The organism is Pseudomonas sp. LBUM1664, from assembly GCF_059695895.1.
This window is the reverse complement of the sequence record NZ_CP166791.1, coordinates 5,774,402-5,788,196: the sequence shown is the minus strand read 5'-3', so window position 1 is coordinate 5,788,196 and position 13,795 is coordinate 5,774,402. Positions and strand designations below refer to the sequence as shown.

Annotated in this window: 13 protein-coding genes; 8 read left to right on the top strand and 5 right to left on the bottom strand. The window is 61.7% G+C overall.

Annotation, left to right across the window (positions count from 1 at the left end; genetic code table 11):
* The first annotated feature begins 43 nt into the window (after window positions 1-43).
* Window positions 44-1,147, top strand: a complete 1,104-nt coding sequence (locus ACA047_RS26935; protein WP_497354628.1) for a glycosyltransferase — start codon at window positions 44-46, stop codon at window positions 1,145-1,147.
* Here ACA047_RS26935 and ACA047_RS26930 read toward each other — a convergent pair.
* Window positions 1,133-1,738: a BUD32 family EKC/KEOPS complex subunit gene (locus ACA047_RS26930; RefSeq protein WP_497354626.1), complete on the bottom strand. Its 606-nt coding sequence runs from the start codon at window positions 1,736-1,738 to the stop codon at window positions 1,133-1,135. The two genes, ACA047_RS26935 and ACA047_RS26930, sit on opposite strands and share 15 nt — an antisense overlap.
* A gap of 107 nt (window positions 1,739-1,845) precedes the next feature.
* Here ACA047_RS26930 and ACA047_RS26925 point away from each other — a divergent pair, with 107 nt between their 5' ends.
* The 5 genes from ACA047_RS26925 to hldE all read left to right on the top strand — a co-directional run bounded on the left by ACA047_RS26925 (window position 1,846) and on the right by hldE (window position 7,845).
* Window positions 1,846-3,018 (top strand): O-antigen ligase family protein, encoded by a 1,173-nt coding sequence (locus tag ACA047_RS26925; protein ID WP_497354624.1) that lies wholly within the window; start codon window positions 1,846-1,848, stop codon window positions 3,016-3,018.
* Window positions 3,019-3,033: 15 nt separating this feature from the next.
* Window positions 3,034-4,839: a lipid A export permease/ATP-binding protein MsbA gene (msbA, locus tag ACA047_RS26920; RefSeq protein ID WP_497354622.1), complete on the top strand. Its 1,806-nt coding sequence runs from the start codon at window positions 3,034-3,036 to the stop codon at window positions 4,837-4,839.
* A 185-nt stretch (window positions 4,840-5,024) separates the two neighbouring features.
* A complete protein-coding gene (locus ACA047_RS26915; protein ID WP_497354620.1) occupies window positions 5,025-5,729 on the top strand; it encodes a sulfotransferase family 2 domain-containing protein in 705 nt (234 codons plus the stop codon).
* Window positions 5,722-6,333: an adenylyl-sulfate kinase gene (cysC, locus tag ACA047_RS26910; protein WP_497354618.1), complete on the top strand. Its 612-nt coding sequence runs from the start codon at window positions 5,722-5,724 to the stop codon at window positions 6,331-6,333. The genes ACA047_RS26915 and cysC overlap by 8 nt, the downstream gene beginning before the upstream one ends.
* Window positions 6,334-6,423: 90 nt before the next feature.
* Window positions 6,424-7,845: a bifunctional D-glycero-beta-D-manno-heptose-7-phosphate kinase/D-glycero-beta-D-manno-heptose 1-phosphate adenylyltransferase HldE gene (gene hldE / locus ACA047_RS26905; protein ID WP_497354616.1), complete on the top strand. Its 1,422-nt coding sequence runs from the start codon at window positions 6,424-6,426 to the stop codon at window positions 7,843-7,845.
* A gap of 88 nt (window positions 7,846-7,933) precedes the next feature.
* On the opposite strand, the gene ACA047_RS26900 is transcribed toward hldE, so the two are convergent.
* The 4 genes from ACA047_RS26900 to ACA047_RS26885 form a co-directional block, all read right to left on the bottom strand.
* Window positions 7,934-8,899, bottom strand: a complete 966-nt coding sequence (locus ACA047_RS26900; RefSeq protein WP_497354614.1) for a metal ABC transporter ATPase — start codon at window positions 8,897-8,899, stop codon at window positions 7,934-7,936.
* Between the two features lie 33 nt (window positions 8,900-8,932).
* The gene (locus tag ACA047_RS26895; protein WP_497354612.1) at window positions 8,933-9,745 is read right to left on the bottom strand and encodes an aldo/keto reductase; all 813 of its coding nucleotides are present in this window, start codon (window positions 9,743-9,745) and stop codon (window positions 8,933-8,935) included.
* Complete coding sequence (locus ACA047_RS26890; RefSeq protein WP_497354610.1) at window positions 9,742-10,917, bottom strand: NAD(P)/FAD-dependent oxidoreductase; 1,176 nt, start codon at window positions 10,915-10,917, stop codon at window positions 9,742-9,744. Before ACA047_RS26890 ends, ACA047_RS26895 begins: the two co-directional genes overlap by 4 nt.
* A 199-nt stretch (window positions 10,918-11,116) precedes the next feature.
* On the bottom strand, window positions 11,117-11,449 hold the full coding sequence (locus tag ACA047_RS26885) for a DMT family transporter (protein WP_003197153.1): 333 nt from the start codon (window positions 11,447-11,449) through the stop codon (window positions 11,117-11,119).
* Between the two features lie 102 nt (window positions 11,450-11,551).
* Here ACA047_RS26885 and ACA047_RS26880 point away from each other — a divergent pair, with 102 nt between their 5' ends.
* Both ACA047_RS26880 and waaA read left to right on the top strand, forming a co-directional pair.
* Window positions 11,552-12,442 (top strand): LysR family transcriptional regulator, encoded by an 891-nt coding sequence (locus tag ACA047_RS26880; protein ID WP_497354608.1) that lies wholly within the window; start codon window positions 11,552-11,554, stop codon window positions 12,440-12,442.
* Between the two features lie 22 nt (window positions 12,443-12,464).
* Window positions 12,465-13,739 carry a lipid IV(A) 3-deoxy-D-manno-octulosonic acid transferase gene (waaA, locus tag ACA047_RS26875; RefSeq protein ID WP_497354606.1) on the top strand — a complete coding sequence of 425 codons (1,275 nt, stop codon included), beginning with the start codon at window positions 12,465-12,467 and terminating at the stop codon, window positions 13,737-13,739.
* The last annotated feature ends 56 nt before the right edge of the window (window positions 13,740-13,795 follow it).

The following is a 13,795-nucleotide window of genomic DNA, read 5'->3' as shown; positions in this document are numbered from 1 at the left end:
TCGAAGCACGAATCCGGGCTCGCGATAAAAGGTTTGCTGCTCGATGAGCATTATTAATGTCATGTGGGCGGGTGGTCCTCCGTTCGCTTCGGTACACAAGGTTCATCAGCAGATACTGTCCCGGATCGAGCCTGCGATGCCCATCAAGACCTGGCTCTTGCAAGGCACGGCGTCTTCCTGCCAGGTCGATGTGGGGCCGGCGCGGGAGTGGAACCTTACTTCCGCCCGCCTCAAGGGGCGACATGTCTGGCGCCTGTTCAAGCCATTGATGCGCAGCCGTTTCCGTCAGGCATTGCTCGACAGTGACGCTCGTGTCGTGTTGCTCGATGGTGTCGGCGTGGCGCGCACCTTGCTGCCGGTCCTCAAGGACCTGCCGCAGATTCGCGTGGTGGTGATCTTCCATGGCTCGACTCGGCTCAACGCCGCGGGCCGCGAGCTGATGCGCGGGTTTCCTGCTTCACGCCTGACCTTGGCGGCGGTCTCCCAGACCCTGGCGGCCTCGCTTCAGGACGAACTGGATATCCAGGTCACGACGCTGCGCAGCGCGTTCGATCCGCAGGCCTTTCGTTCTGCACTCGTGCCTCGCGAAGAAGCTCGCGCCCGACTGGGCTTGCCGTCAGCAAACCTGCGGGTGTTTGGTGCTGTCGGCCGGCTGGTGAGTGACAAGGGGTTCGCCTGCCTGCTGGAGGCGTTTGCCCGGGCCGCGGTGAACCAGCCCGACTGGCGCCTGGTCATTGCCGGTGAAGGGCCGAAACGCGAAGCGCTGCAAGCGCGGATTGCCCAGCCGGATCTGGTGGGCAAGGTGTTGCTGGCGGGGCATCTTGAGGACGTCGCAACGCTCTATAAAGCGTTCGACTGGGTGCTGATCCCGTCTCTTGACGAAGGCCTGGGCCTGATCCTGCAAGAGGCGGTCATGGCCGGCGTTCCGGTCATGGCCAGCGAGCTGGCGGTGTTCCGTGAACAACTGGGCGACGCTGGCTGGTACGCCCCGGTCAACGACGCCGCGGCCTGGCGCGATGCGATTGTGCGGGCTTCACAGGCTCCGGCTGACGCGGTCGCGGCGGGCCAATACCAGGCACTGGCGCCTGACGAGGCCTGGCTGAGTTTCAGCCAGACCGCTCGGCAGCTATTCTCAGACAGGCAGTAGGGCGTTTTCCAGTGCCTGCATCGGAAAGCTCCCGTTCAGGTTCTCCCGGCTAATATAACGAGCGAAATGCTGCAAGTTACGGCGCGCCAGGTAGCGCGGCAATGGAGCGCGCAGGAAGCGCATATCGGCCACATCGATCAGTCCCAGTTTGTTTTCAGGGGTGACGACGATGTTGCCCAAGTGCAGCGAGCGGAAATAAATGCCGCAATCGTGCAGGCTGCGGATCAGCTCAACCAGCGCCGGAAGGGTCTGCTGCCAGCTGAAGTTTTCCTGATTCGATAGTTGACGCAGGGTTTTTCCCGGAAGAGGCCGGTACAGTACGGCGGTCATACCGGGCTTTGGCAATGTGTAGAAGGCCAGCACTTCGAGGGTCGGTACGCCAAGTGTCTGCAAACGGGCCGCGTTATTGATGAATCGCGTTGAATAAGGCCGTAAAAGAGCCGAAGAAAAAAGCCGCTTGCGGCGAAACAATTTAAGGATATTCCCATCCTGCAACAGATAGACTTTTGGGCCATAGCTGTCGGCCTCCAGAATGTTGGCGCCTTCAATCAATTGATTCAAAGCGGCTTGGGGAAGCCGTGAGGATTGCATCGTAGGGAAACCTTGTTGAAAGAACCGGTGCCGTGGCGGGCCATGATGCCCAAAAGTTTTTGTTTTAACCATGCCGGTTTGGCTGGTAGACCGTTTAGGAGCAACAGATGCAAGCAACACGTTGGGCGCAGGTGTGGATGGCCTTCGGCTTGTTATGGTTTTTGCTGGCGATAGCCCTGGCACCGACCAATAAGGTCTATCAGCAAGGGCTGGTCGCGTTTGTCTGGGTGCCAGCGATCATGTTCGCCTGGCCAGCGCGTCATCGATTGGTGGAGCTGTGGCGTGCACAACGCTTGATTTACATGACGTTGCTGGCGCTGGCGGTCTGGGCGCTGATCACCCTGCTCTGGTCCCAAGTGCCGGAGCCCGCCCGCGAAGCCAAGCGGTTGCTCTATATTCTGGTGTTTCTGTTGTTTTTCCCGATTTTTGCCGACGGTCAGCCCGAGCGAGTGATTCGTATCATGCAATGGGGTGGCGTAGGGCTTGCGCTGACAGCCTTGATGGCCATCGTCCATTTCTACGGCATTGAACACAACCACTGGGTGGCGCGCCTGGAAGGGCTGGGTGAGTTGGCCCATCCGATTCTTGGCGGCTACGTGATCGGGTTGGCGGCGATTTGGATGCTGCATTGGGTACCGCGTCATATCGGCCTGCAAGTACTTTGGGCGGTGGCCTTGGCGCTGCTGGGGGTCTTTGTGGTGATGTGCCAGAGTCGCGGCGCGGCGCTGGCGTTGTTGCTCAGCGTGCTGGCCATGCCGATTTACCGTCGAGACCCGCGCGCGCGCTTCATCGCGGGCACGGCTTTGGTGCTGGCAATGCTGACTTTCTGGTTGCTCGAGCCGCTGGTCATGGCGCGCGGTGCTTCCTATCGGCCCGAGATTTTCATGTCGAGCCTGCACATGATCGCCGAACGTCCGTGGGGCGGTCTTGGGTTGGCGGGAGACTACAAGATCGTGTCTCACGGCCTCTCTTTCGATCACTCCCACAATCTGTTCAGCCACGTCGCCATTCAGCTCGGGCTGCCAGGGCTGTTGCTGTGGTGTATCGTCTGGTTCGCCGTGCTGCGTGAAGCCTGGCGGGCCCGCGAGACCCAATTGGGCCAGGGTGTACTTGGCATGTGGGTGTTTTCGTTCCTGGCGATGCAGTTCGACGCCGCGAGCCTGACCGGAACCCCTCGTGCCGAATGGTTCATCAGCTGGCTGCCGATTGGCCTGGCCAGCGTTTTGGCCTGGGCGCAGGTCAAGTCCGATGGCTGTGATAAAATTCCGCGTTCTTCCTAACCAGTGAGCCCGACGATGAGTGACGCACCGCCCCAAGCGGAACAGGATTCCAGCCTGAAGATCTATTTTCGGTTGCTGGGATACGTCAAACCCTACGCGGGCATTTTCCTGCTGAGTATCGTGGGTTTCGTGATATTTGCTTCCACCCAGCCCATGCTGGCCGGGATCCTCAAATATTTTGTCGACGGCTTGAGCAACCCCGATGCGGTGCTCTTTCCCAACGTGCCGTACCTCAAAGACTTGAAACTGCTGATGGCGGTGCCGCTGCTGATCATTCTGATCGCTGCCTGGCAGGGCCTCGGGTCGTTCCTGGGCAACTATTACCTGGCCAAGGTTTCCCTCGGGCTGGTACATGACCTGCGAGTCGAGTTGTTCAATAAATTGCTGGTGCTGCCCAACCGCTATTTCGACACTCACAATTCCGGGCACCTGATTTCCCGCATCACGTTTAACGTGACCATGGTTACCGGTGCTGCCACCGATGCCATTAAAGTGGTGATACGCGAAGGTCTCACCGTGGTGTTTCTCTTCGCTTACCTTGTGTGGATGAACTGGAAGCTGACGCTGGTGATGCTGGCGATCCTGCCGCTGATCGCCGTGATGGTCAGCAATACCAGCAAGAAATTCCGCAAGCAGAGCAAAAAGATCCAAGTGGCCATGGGCGACGTGACCCACGTCGCGTCCGAGACCATCCAGGGTTACCGCGTGGTGCGCAGCTTCGGCGGCGAGACCTACGAAGAGCAGCGCTTTACCCGTGCCAGCCAGGGCAATACCGATAAACAGTTGCGTATGACTCGCACCGGCGCGGTCTATACGCCGATGTTGCAACTGGTGATCTACACCGCCATGGCGGCGCTGATGTTCCTGGTGCTTTTCCTGCGCGGTGACGCGACGGCCGGTGACCTGGTGGCCTACATCACGGCCGCTGGCCTGTTGCCCAAGCCGATTCGCCAGCTCTCGGAAGTCAGCTCCACCATCCAGAAAGGCGTGGCCGGTGCCGAAAGCATCTTCGAGCAACTGGACGTCGAGCCGGAAGTGGACAGGGGCACGGTTGAGAAGGAGCGCGTCAGCGGCCGTCTTGACGTGCGCAACCTGAGCTTCACCTACCCTGGCACCGACCGGGAAGTGCTCAAGGACATCAGCTTCACGGCGGCACCTGGGCAGATGATTGCACTGGTGGGCCGCTCGGGCAGCGGCAAGTCGACCCTGGCAAGCCTCATCCCGCGCTTCTATCACCATGACGTCGGCCAGATTCTGCTCGACGACGTGGAAATCGAAGACTACCGCCTGCGCAACCTGCGTCGTCATGTCGCCCAGGTGACCCAGCACGTCACGTTGTTCAACGACACGGTGGCCAACAATATCGCCTACGGAGACCTGGCCGGTGCGCCACGGGCCGACATTGAAAAGGCCGCCCTGGACGCCTACGCCATGGACTTCATTGCGCAGTTACCCAAAGGCCTGGACACCGAGGTGGGCGAAAACGGCGTGCTCTTGTCCGGCGGCCAGCGCCAGCGCCTGGCCATTGCCCGGGCGCTGTTGAAGAACGCGCCGCTGCTGATCCTCGACGAAGCCACCTCGGCGCTGGACACCGAGTCTGAACGGCATATCCAGGCCGCGTTGGACCAGGTGATGAAAGGCCGTACGACCCTGGTCATCGCCCACCGTCTGTCGACCATCGAAAAGGCCGATATGATTCTGGTGATGGATCAGGGGCGCATCGTCGAGCGGGGTACCCACGGCGAACTCCTGGCGCAGAATGGCTACTACGCTCGCCTTCATGCCATGGGGCTGGATGCTCCCGCTCAGAATATCGCCTGAGTGCAAGATGAAACCTGTAGGCGCTGAGTGTATTCAGCCCTACAGGTGTTTGTATCTAAACCGTTACACTTCTTGACCAATCCACAATAAATCTGCGATCCGTGCTTGTTAAGGTTTCGGCCACAGGACTTTCCTGAACGAACTCTAATGATCGAGGGGGCCAACCCCTTCGCGCGGGTACTTGAATGCTGCAACGTTACCTGTGGAAGCTACTGCCAAAGTCGCAGCGCTCCTTTCTGTTGGGGCGCCTGTCGGTTGTCGATCGACAGGTGGTGAATAAATCGATGTCGGCCAATTGCCGTTTCCCCCAAGCCTTCGCCCAACGCTCCTGCCTGTTCATCCATGTGCCCAAATGCGCCGGCAGCAGCATTTGCGTGGGGATGTTTGATGGCTACAGCCCAGGGCATCTGCCGCTGTACTGGTACGAAGAGCAGTTTCCGGAGCAGTACGCGGCCAGTTTCAAATTTGCTTTTGTTCGCGACCCGCTGGAGCGTGCGTATTCGGCCTATGCTTTCCTGCGGGGCAACAAGTTGGGGCTGCGCGATCACGCTGCGCAGAAACTGGTGAGCCATTACCGCGACTTCGATGATTTCGTCGCCCGCTGGCTGCATCCAGAGAACATTACGCGGCAATTGCATTTCGCAGCCCAGACGGATTTCCTCACCGACTCCCTCGGCCACCTGGCGATGGACTTTATCGGTTATCAGGAATATCTGGACCGTGATTATCAGTGGGTGTGTGAACATTTGGGCCTGGCCGCGACGTTGCCCCACGTGAACCGCACGCAGCAACGAGCTACGGTGCCGGTCAGGGACATCTGCTCAGTGCGAACCCGCCGGCTGGTGCGGCGGGTGTACCAACGTGACTACGAGATGCTCGGTTATGAATGAGACGTCAAAGGTATTGATGCAACAGGCGCAGATTCGCCCTTACGCGCTGGCGCTCACACCTGCGGATCGGGCCGCGATCAAATCCCAGCGGCCGCGTTGTATCTGGCTGACCGGGTTGTCGGGGGCCGGCAAGTCGGCGTTGGCCAATGCTTTGGAAGTGCAGCTCAACCAGCAAGGCTTGCATACGTGCCTGCTCGACGGCGACAACCTGCGTCAGGGGTTGTGCCGTGACCTGGGAATGGATGCCGAGGCCCGCAAAGAGAATGTCCGGCGGATCGCCGAAGTGGCGCGGTTGATGGTCGATGCCGGCTTGATTGTGATCGTTGCGGCCATTTCCCCTTTTCGCGCCGACAGGGAGGCGGCTCGGCAATTATTTCGCCAGGGCACCTTTATGGAGGTGTATGTGAGCACGCCCTTCGAAATCTGTGCCCAGCGTGATCCCAAGGGGTTGTACCGCGAAGCCCGTGCCGGGCGAATCAAGAATTTCACCGGGCTCGACAGCCCCTACGAAGCACCGCTTGCGCCTGACTGCGAGATCAATACGTGCGAGGTGGAACTGGCCCAGGCCTGTGAGCGGCTCTCGGTTTTGCTGCAAAAAGAATGAAGAAAACGCAGGTCTCGGCAGCCATGGACGAGCCTTTGCCCACCCTGTGCTAATATCGCGGCCCTGTTCATTTTGTATGTGGGATGCTCCATGAAGTTGTCCATGCCGCGATTCGATCAAGCCCCTGTATTGGTGGTCGGCGATGTCATGCTCGACCGCTATTGGCATGGCGGTACCTCGCGGATTTCCCCTGAGGCGCCGGTGCCGGTGGTCAAGGTCGAGCACATTGAGGACCGCCCCGGTGGTGCCGCCAACGTTGCCCTGAACATCGCCGCCCTCGGCGCGCCGGCCTCCCTGGTGGGCGTGACCGGTGACGACGAAGCCGCCGACAGCCTGAGCAACAGCCTCAAGGGCGCGGGCGTGCGGGCGATATTCCAGCGAATCGCGCACCAGCCGACCATCGTCAAGCTGCGGGTCATGAGCCGTCACCAGCAACTGCTGCGAATCGATTTCGAAGAGCCTTTTGCCACCGACCCCCTGTCCCTCGGTGCCGAGGTTGATAAGCTGCTTGAAGGCATCAAGGTGCTGGTGTTGTCGGACTACGGCAAAGGTGCGTTGAAAAACCACCAGGCGCTGATCCAGGCCGCCCGTGCCCGTGGCATTCCGGTCGTGGCCGACCCCAAGGGCAAGGATTTTTCCATTTACCGAGGTGCGAGCCTGATCACGCCGAACCTCAGCGAATTCGAAACCATCGTCGGCGGTTGCGTCGATGAGCATGAGTTGGTGAGCAAAGGCGCGCAGTTGATGCAAGACCTTGAGCTCGGTGCCTTGCTGGTGACCCGTGGTGAGCACGGCATGACCCTGCTGCGTCCCGATCACCCGGCGTTGCACCTGCCGGCCCGGGCCCGTGAAGTGTTCGACGTGACCGGTGCCGGCGACACGGTGATTTCCACCGTGGCCGCAGCGATCGCCGCCGGCGAGGAGCTGCCCCATGCGGTGGCCCTGGCGAACCTGGCGGCGGGCATCGTCGTCGGCAAACTCGGTACGGCGGCCATCAGCGCCCCGGAACTGCGGCGCGCCATCCAGCGTGAAGAAGGCTCCGAGCGCGGCGTGCTGGGCCTGGAGCAATTGCTGCTGGCGGTTGACGATGCCCGTGCCCACAACGAGACAATCGTGTTCACCAACGGCTGCTTCGACATTCTGCATGCTGGCCATGTGACCTACCTCGAGCAGGCCAGGGCTCAGGGCGATCGTCTGATCGTTGCGGTCAATGACGATGCATCCGTGAGTCGTCTCAAAGGGCCGGGTCGGCCGATCAACAGCGTCGACCGGCGCATGGCGGTCCTGGCCGGCCTTGGTGCGGTGGACTGGGTGATCAGTTTCAGCGAAGGCACGCCGGAAAACCTGCTGCGCGAGGTCAAACCGGATGTGCTGGTCAAGGGTGGCGACTACGGGATCGAGCAGGTCGTGGGGGCGGACATCGTCGCGGCCTACGGCGGTACCGTGAAGGTGTTGGGTTTGGTGGAAAACAGCTCGACCACGGCGATTGTCGAAAAAATCCGCAATAACTGAAGCGATGTGTTGTTGAATGAGCTTCGGAGTTTTTCGTGGCGAGGGAGCAAGCTCCCTCGCCACAAAAGCGCTCCAAGGCCAGCGACAGCTAGCGAGCCGCCTTGTGCGGCACGATCTTCTTGAGCAATTGCCGGGCCTTGCCCTTCAATCGGGTCAACCCCGACTCCTTGCCCGGTGGCGTCATGCCTTGCTGGCGCAGCCAGTCTTTCCAGCGAATCCGCTCGTCTCGCACCAGCCAGCCGTCCTGCTTGGCGAAACTCTCCGCCAGGTACAGTCCGCGTGTGCTGGCCGGGTATAGCTGATCCTTTTTCAAGGTATACAGCTCGGGCAATGGTTGTCCGTCCTGCAGCGGCATCAGGTAAAGGTCGGGTCGTTTGCGGTCCAGGCGCGCCACCAGTTGGTCACCCTCCAGGCGTTCATCGACATGAAACAGGCTCAGGGACTTGGCTTCCTTGGGCACATCCAGGCGCAAATCGTAAATCAGCTGCAGCGATGCCGTCGGCAGATGCACGTAAGCCCGTGGCCGCTCGATCAACTGCAGGTTGGCACTGCGCACCGGGCGAGCCGAGCCGGACAGCGGTGTCAGGCGAAACGGCAAGGCTTCGCGATAATGCAGGGCGGTGGCGTAAGGGGCTGGCAGCCAGGTGTCGTTGAACCGGCCGCCGAGCCAGCCTTCAGGGGTTTCCAGAAGGCATTCTTCGGCAATTTCATTGATGGCAGTGAGCAGCGGCAGGTTCAGTTCGTGGGCCGGGACGTAACCGGAAATCAACTTGAGTACCACGTCGCCGCGATCCTGCCGGCGCTGGCGCACCAATACCCAATAATCGCGGTTCTGCCAATGCAGGGTCAGGCGTACCGAGACACCCAGGTTTGCCAGCTCCAGGGAAAAGCGCTCGGCATTGTCCACCGTCACCGGGCGGCGACGCTGCAAGGTCTGGGAAAAATTCAAAGGCATCCCGACACTCTGGTAAGTCAGGCCTTCAGGTGTTGCTTCGACGAACAGGGGCAGGGTTTTGAAGTTGCTCGGGTTTTTTCTGATGAGCGTACGCGGCATGTCGGCTCCTGCTTAATGCCGCGTAGAGCGGCGTCAATTTTTACGTAGGACCTTGGCTACGGTCGAGACGTTATGGGCGAGGTGCAGCGGATTGATGGTGCCGACAATAGCACTGGCGATCCCGGGATGCTCAAACAACAGTTCGAAGCTGGCACGGACCGGGTCGATCCCCGGGCTCAGGCAGACGTGGCCGCTGGCCAGGGCTTTCTTCACCAGGATTGCTTTGCCGTGCTCGGCTGCGTAGTCAATGACAGCCTTCTCGTTTCGTTCGTTCAGATTGTAGGTGACCATTGCGCAATCGCCTTGCTCCAGGGCTTTCAAACCACCGTCTACGGTTTTGCCGGAAAAGCCGAAGCCACCGATCTTGCCTTCGCGCTTGAGCGCCGCGAGGGTCGGGTAGACCTCGCTGTCGTTGAGGATCGCCAGGTCATTGCCGTCGGAGTGCACCAGCACCAGGTCGATATAGTCTGTTTCCAGACGCTTGAGGCTGCGCTCCACCGAGAACCGGGTATGGTCGGCGCTGAAGTCGTGGCGTGACTGGCCGTCGCTGAATTCTTCACCGACCTTGCTGACAATCACCCAGTCCTGACGCTGGCCCCGCAGCAGCGGGCCGAGGCGTTCTTCACTGCGGCCATAGGCCGGCGCGGTGTCGATCAGGTTGATGCCCAGATCGCGCGCCAGTTTGAGCAGCATGCGCGCTTCGTCATCATCGGGAATCTGGAAGCCGTTGGGGTACTTGACGCCCTGGTCGCGGCCGAGCTTGACGGTGCCCAGGCCCAGGGGAGAGACCTGCGGGCCGTTATTACCAAGTGGGCGATACAGGTCGTGCAGGGTCGGTTGGCTCATGGCAGCAGTTGTTCCCAGGCCGGGACGCCCATGGGCGGTTTCGGCAGGTCCGGCAGCGCAGCCGGGTGGCTTGGCTGGATGCCATCGCGTTGCAGCGCTGTGAACACCCGGTCGGCGAAATCCGGGGCCAGGGCCAGTTTGGTCGGCCAGCCCACCAGCAGGCGATCCTGCTCGGCGAGGAAGGCGTTGTCTGGGCGGGTCAGGCCCGATTGCAGCGGTTCGGCACGGTCGACCCGCAGCGTGGCCCATTGCGCGGTGCTGAGGTCGACCCATGGCAGCAATTGGCCGAGCTCTTTCTGGGCGGCGGCGATCTGCGCGGCGGGCTCGCGGGTTACGCCGTCACCTTCGGCGAGGTCGCCGCCCAGGTACCAGACCCATTGGCCATCGGCGGCCGGATGGGTGGTCACGGTGACGCGCGGCTTCGGTCCGCCGCCCAGGCAATGGGCGTAGAGCGGCTTGAGGCTCGGCCCCTTGACCAAAACCATGTGCAGCGGCCGGCGCTGCATGGCCGGTTGGTCCAGGCCCAGGGCGCTCAGCAAGTCGGCGGTGCCGGCCCCGGCACTGAGGACAATGCGCTGGGCGCGGATCTCACGGCCGTCTACCTTCAGGCCCACCAGTTCGCCGCCTTCGCGCAGCGGCTCGATGTGTTGCCCGGCCAGCAAGCCGTCGCCGGCCAGTTCCGCCAGGCGGGCGATCAGGCTGGGTACGTCCACCACCAGTTCGGCCAGGCGATAGACCTTGCCCTTGAAACGCTTGTCTTGCAGGGCCGGCGGCAGTTGCTCGCCCTTGACCTGATCGACTCGCCCGCGCACGGCCTTGCTGGCAAAGAAGCTGGTGAGGTTGCCGGCCAGGGTGCCGGGAGACCAGAGGTAATGGGCATCGGACAGCATGCGTACGCCGGACAGGTCCAGCTCACCTTCGCCGCTCAGGGCCGCGCGCCAGCGGCGTGGCATGTCGGCGATGGCTTCCGAGGCACCGGTCAGGGCGCCGTGCAAGGCGTACTTGGCCCCGCCATGGATGATGCCCTGGGATTTGACGCTCTGCCCGCCGCCGAGGCTGGCGCTTTCCACCAGCACGGTCGAAAAGCCCTGGCGGCGCAGGCGTGCATTCAGCCAGAGGCCGGCGACTCCGGCGCCGACAATCAGAACGTCGGTGGAAATAACGGATGGCATGCAGCGACCTCAGTGTTCAAGACGAGGGCGCAGTATACAGACTCGATGCAACAGGGATTTGTTGTCGATCAACAGTAGCCAAACCCATGGCGAAAAAAGCTTTTGTGGCGAGGGAGCTTGCTCCCGCTGGACCGCGAAGCGGTCCTCGCTTTGGTGGGCGCTTCGCACCCAAGCGGGAGCAAGCTCCCTCGCCACGGGTTCAGTGTCCAGCCGTTTTGGAAAAAAGTTGAATCACGACAACTCCGAGAACAATCAACGCCATCCCCAGCATCGCCGGCACGTCCAGTTTCTGGCCGTAGATGAACAACGCCGCCACGCTGACCATGACGATACCCAACCCGGCCCAGACCGCATACGCCACACCCACCGGGACGGTGCGCACCACCAGGGTCAGCATCCAGAAAGCGGTGCCGTAACCGACAATGACCAGCAACAGCGGCAGGGGTGTGCTCAGGCCTTTGATTGCCTTCATCGAAACGGTGGCGATCACTTCGGCGCAGATGGCGATGGCCAGGTAGTAGTAAGCGTTCATGGGCAACTCCTCTTTGAATACGGCGTCTTTCGATGTCGGTATTTTAGGGCGCGCTCAGGTGCGGTAAAGTCATTACCTATCTGTTTTGAAGATGGGTTGGCGATGAATGTTCAATGGAATCTGGAACAACTGCGGGTGTTTGTCGGGGTTGCCGAGAAACGCTCGTTTTCTGCCGTCGCCCGGGACCAACGCAAGGCCCAGTCGGCCATCAGCAGCGCGATTGCCCTGCTGGAAACCGACCTGGGCGTGAGCCTGTTCGAGCGCAGCAGCGGCCGCCAACCGAAGCTCACCGAAGCCGGCGAGGCGCTGCTGGAAGAGGCGCGGGAAGTGCTGCGCCAATGCGAACGCCTCAATGGCCGGGCCTTGGCCCTGATGCGCGGTCAGGAAGCGCGATTGCGCCTGGCCCAGGACGAGGCGATGCCCTATCAGCCGGTCATCGACAGCCTGGTGGCCCTGGCCGAGCAGTTCCCCACCCTCGAAGTGCAACTGGCCAGCGCCGCCCAGGGCGATGTGGCGCGCAAACTGGTGGAGCGCCGCGCCGACCTGGGGCTGTTGTTCTATCACGACCAGATCCCCGAGGCGCTGGAGCGTCGGGTGTTGGGCAGTGTCGAGATGGTCACGGTGTGCGGCAAAGGGCATCCCCTGGTCAATTCTGATTACGTGACCTGCCTGGAAATGGCCCGGCATCGGCAATTGCTGATGGCGACCCAGTCCAGCGTCTACCCCGGCAGTGAGCAGGCCAGCCCGCAGGTCTGGCGTGCCGACAGTTTCTACGTCATGGCCGAATGGTTGAGGCGCGGCCTGGGCTGGGCCTGGCTGCCACGGCACGTGGTGCAGTACCCGGCGTACCTGGGCGAGATGGTCGAGCTCAGCAGCGAATGGACCCCGCCGGCCCTGGTGGTGGAACTGGTCTGGCGCCGCGACGAACCGTTGGGCCCGGCCGCGCGCTGGCTGGCGGAACGTTTTGCCGTGCAGTTGCAGGCGATCGGCTGAAAAACCGATAAACTCCGCCGCCATGAACAGAACTCTCTATAGCGCGTTGTTTTATCTGGGGCTGCCACTGGTAGCGATTCGGCTGTGGCTGCGGGCACGCAAGGCGCCAGCTTATGGGCAGCGTATCGGCGAGCGTTTTTCCTTGAGCTTGCCGATAATGGCGCCGGGCGGCATCTGGGTCCATGCCGTGTCGGTGGGTGAAAGCATTGCCGCCGCGCCGATGATCCGTGCCTTGCTGCAACGTTATCCACAGTTGCCGATCACGGTCACCTGCATGACGCCCACAGGTTCGGAGCGGATCCAGGCGTTATTCGCCAACGAGCCACGCATCCAGCATTGCTATTTGCCTTACGACTTGCCCTGTGCCGCCAAGCGTTTTCTCGACCGGGTTCGCCCGTCACTGGCGGTGATCATGGAAACCGAGCTGTGGCCCAACCATATCCACCACTGCGCTAAACGCGGCATTCCTGTGGCCCTGGCTAACGCTCGCCTGTCGGAACGCTCGGCACGCGGTTACGCACGATTTCCCAAACTCACCCGGCCGATGCTCACCGAGATGAGCCTGTTCGCCGTCCAGACTGAAGCCGAAGCCGAGCGTTTTCGCCAGTTGGGTGCCCGGGCGGAAACTGTCGAGGTCACCGGTTCCATCAAGTTCGACCTGACCATTGACCCGCAATTGCTCGAAAACGCCAGCGCCTTACGTCACCAATGGCACGCGGCGGAGCGCCCAGTGTGGATCGCCGCCAGTACCCATGAAGGTGAAGACGAAGTGGTGCTGGCGGCCCACCGCCGGCTGCTCGCCAGTTATCCCGATGCGTTGCTGATCCTGGTGCCGCGCCACCCCGAGCGTTTCGATTCTGTGCACCAGCTGTGTGAAAGCGAAGGTTTCGCCACGGTCCGGCGTTCCAGCGCGCAGCCTGTCACCGCGCAGGCCTCGGTGCTGCTGGGCGACACCATGGGCGAACTGCTGTTTCTCTACGCGCTGGCCGACAGCGCTTTTGTCGGCGGCAGCCTGGTGCCCAATGGCGGCCACAACGTGCTGGAGCCGGCGGCGCTGGCGAAACCGGTCCTTAGCGGGCCGCACCTGTTCAATTTCCTTGAAATCGCCGCGCAACTGCGTGCCGCCGGGGCGTTGCAGGAAGTTGAAGATGCCGAAAGCCTGGCCTTGGCGGTACAGCGCCTGTTCGAACTGCCCCGCGATGCCCAGCGCATGGCCGAGGCCGGGTTGAAAGTGATGCACACCAATCAGGGCGCGTTGCAGCGGTTGCTGGACGGGTTGGGGCGGTTGATCGACTGAGCGCAGGTGCTGCATGTGTGGCGAGGGAGCAAGCTCCCTCGCCACAACAGCTCTTT

Coding starts and splice junctions, on each gene's coding strand:
- cysC (WP_497354618.1), top strand. CDS start 5,722: ATGAATGAGACGTCAAAGGTATTGATGCAACAGGCGCAGATTCGCCCT.
- hldE (WP_497354616.1), top strand. CDS start 6,424: ATGAAGTTGTCCATGCCGCGATTCGATCAAGCCCCTGTATTGGTGGTC.
- ACA047_RS26880 (WP_497354608.1), top strand. CDS start 11,552: ATGAATGTTCAATGGAATCTGGAACAACTGCGGGTGTTTGTCGGGGTT.
- ACA047_RS26925 (WP_497354624.1), top strand. CDS start 1,846: ATGCAAGCAACACGTTGGGCGCAGGTGTGGATGGCCTTCGGCTTGTTA.
- ACA047_RS26915 (WP_497354620.1), top strand. CDS start 5,025: ATGCTGCAACGTTACCTGTGGAAGCTACTGCCAAAGTCGCAGCGCTCC.
- waaA (WP_497354606.1), top strand. CDS start 12,465: ATGAACAGAACTCTCTATAGCGCGTTGTTTTATCTGGGGCTGCCACTG.
- msbA (WP_497354622.1), top strand. CDS start 3,034: ATGAGTGACGCACCGCCCCAAGCGGAACAGGATTCCAGCCTGAAGATC.
- ACA047_RS26900 (WP_497354614.1), bottom strand. CDS start 8,899: ATGCCGCGTACGCTCATCAGAAAAAACCCGAGCAACTTCAAAACCCTG.
- ACA047_RS26895 (WP_497354612.1), bottom strand. CDS start 9,745: ATGAGCCAACCGACCCTGCACGACCTGTATCGCCCACTTGGTAATAAC.
- ACA047_RS26890 (WP_497354610.1), bottom strand. CDS start 10,917: ATGCCATCCGTTATTTCCACCGACGTTCTGATTGTCGGCGCCGGAGTC.
- ACA047_RS26930 (WP_497354626.1), bottom strand. CDS start 1,738: ATGCAATCCTCACGGCTTCCCCAAGCCGCTTTGAATCAATTGATTGAA.
- ACA047_RS26885 (WP_003197153.1), bottom strand. CDS start 11,449: ATGAACGCTTACTACTACCTGGCCATCGCCATCTGCGCCGAAGTGATC.
- ACA047_RS26935 (WP_497354628.1), top strand. CDS start 44: ATGAGCATTATTAATGTCATGTGGGCGGGTGGTCCTCCGTTCGCTTCG.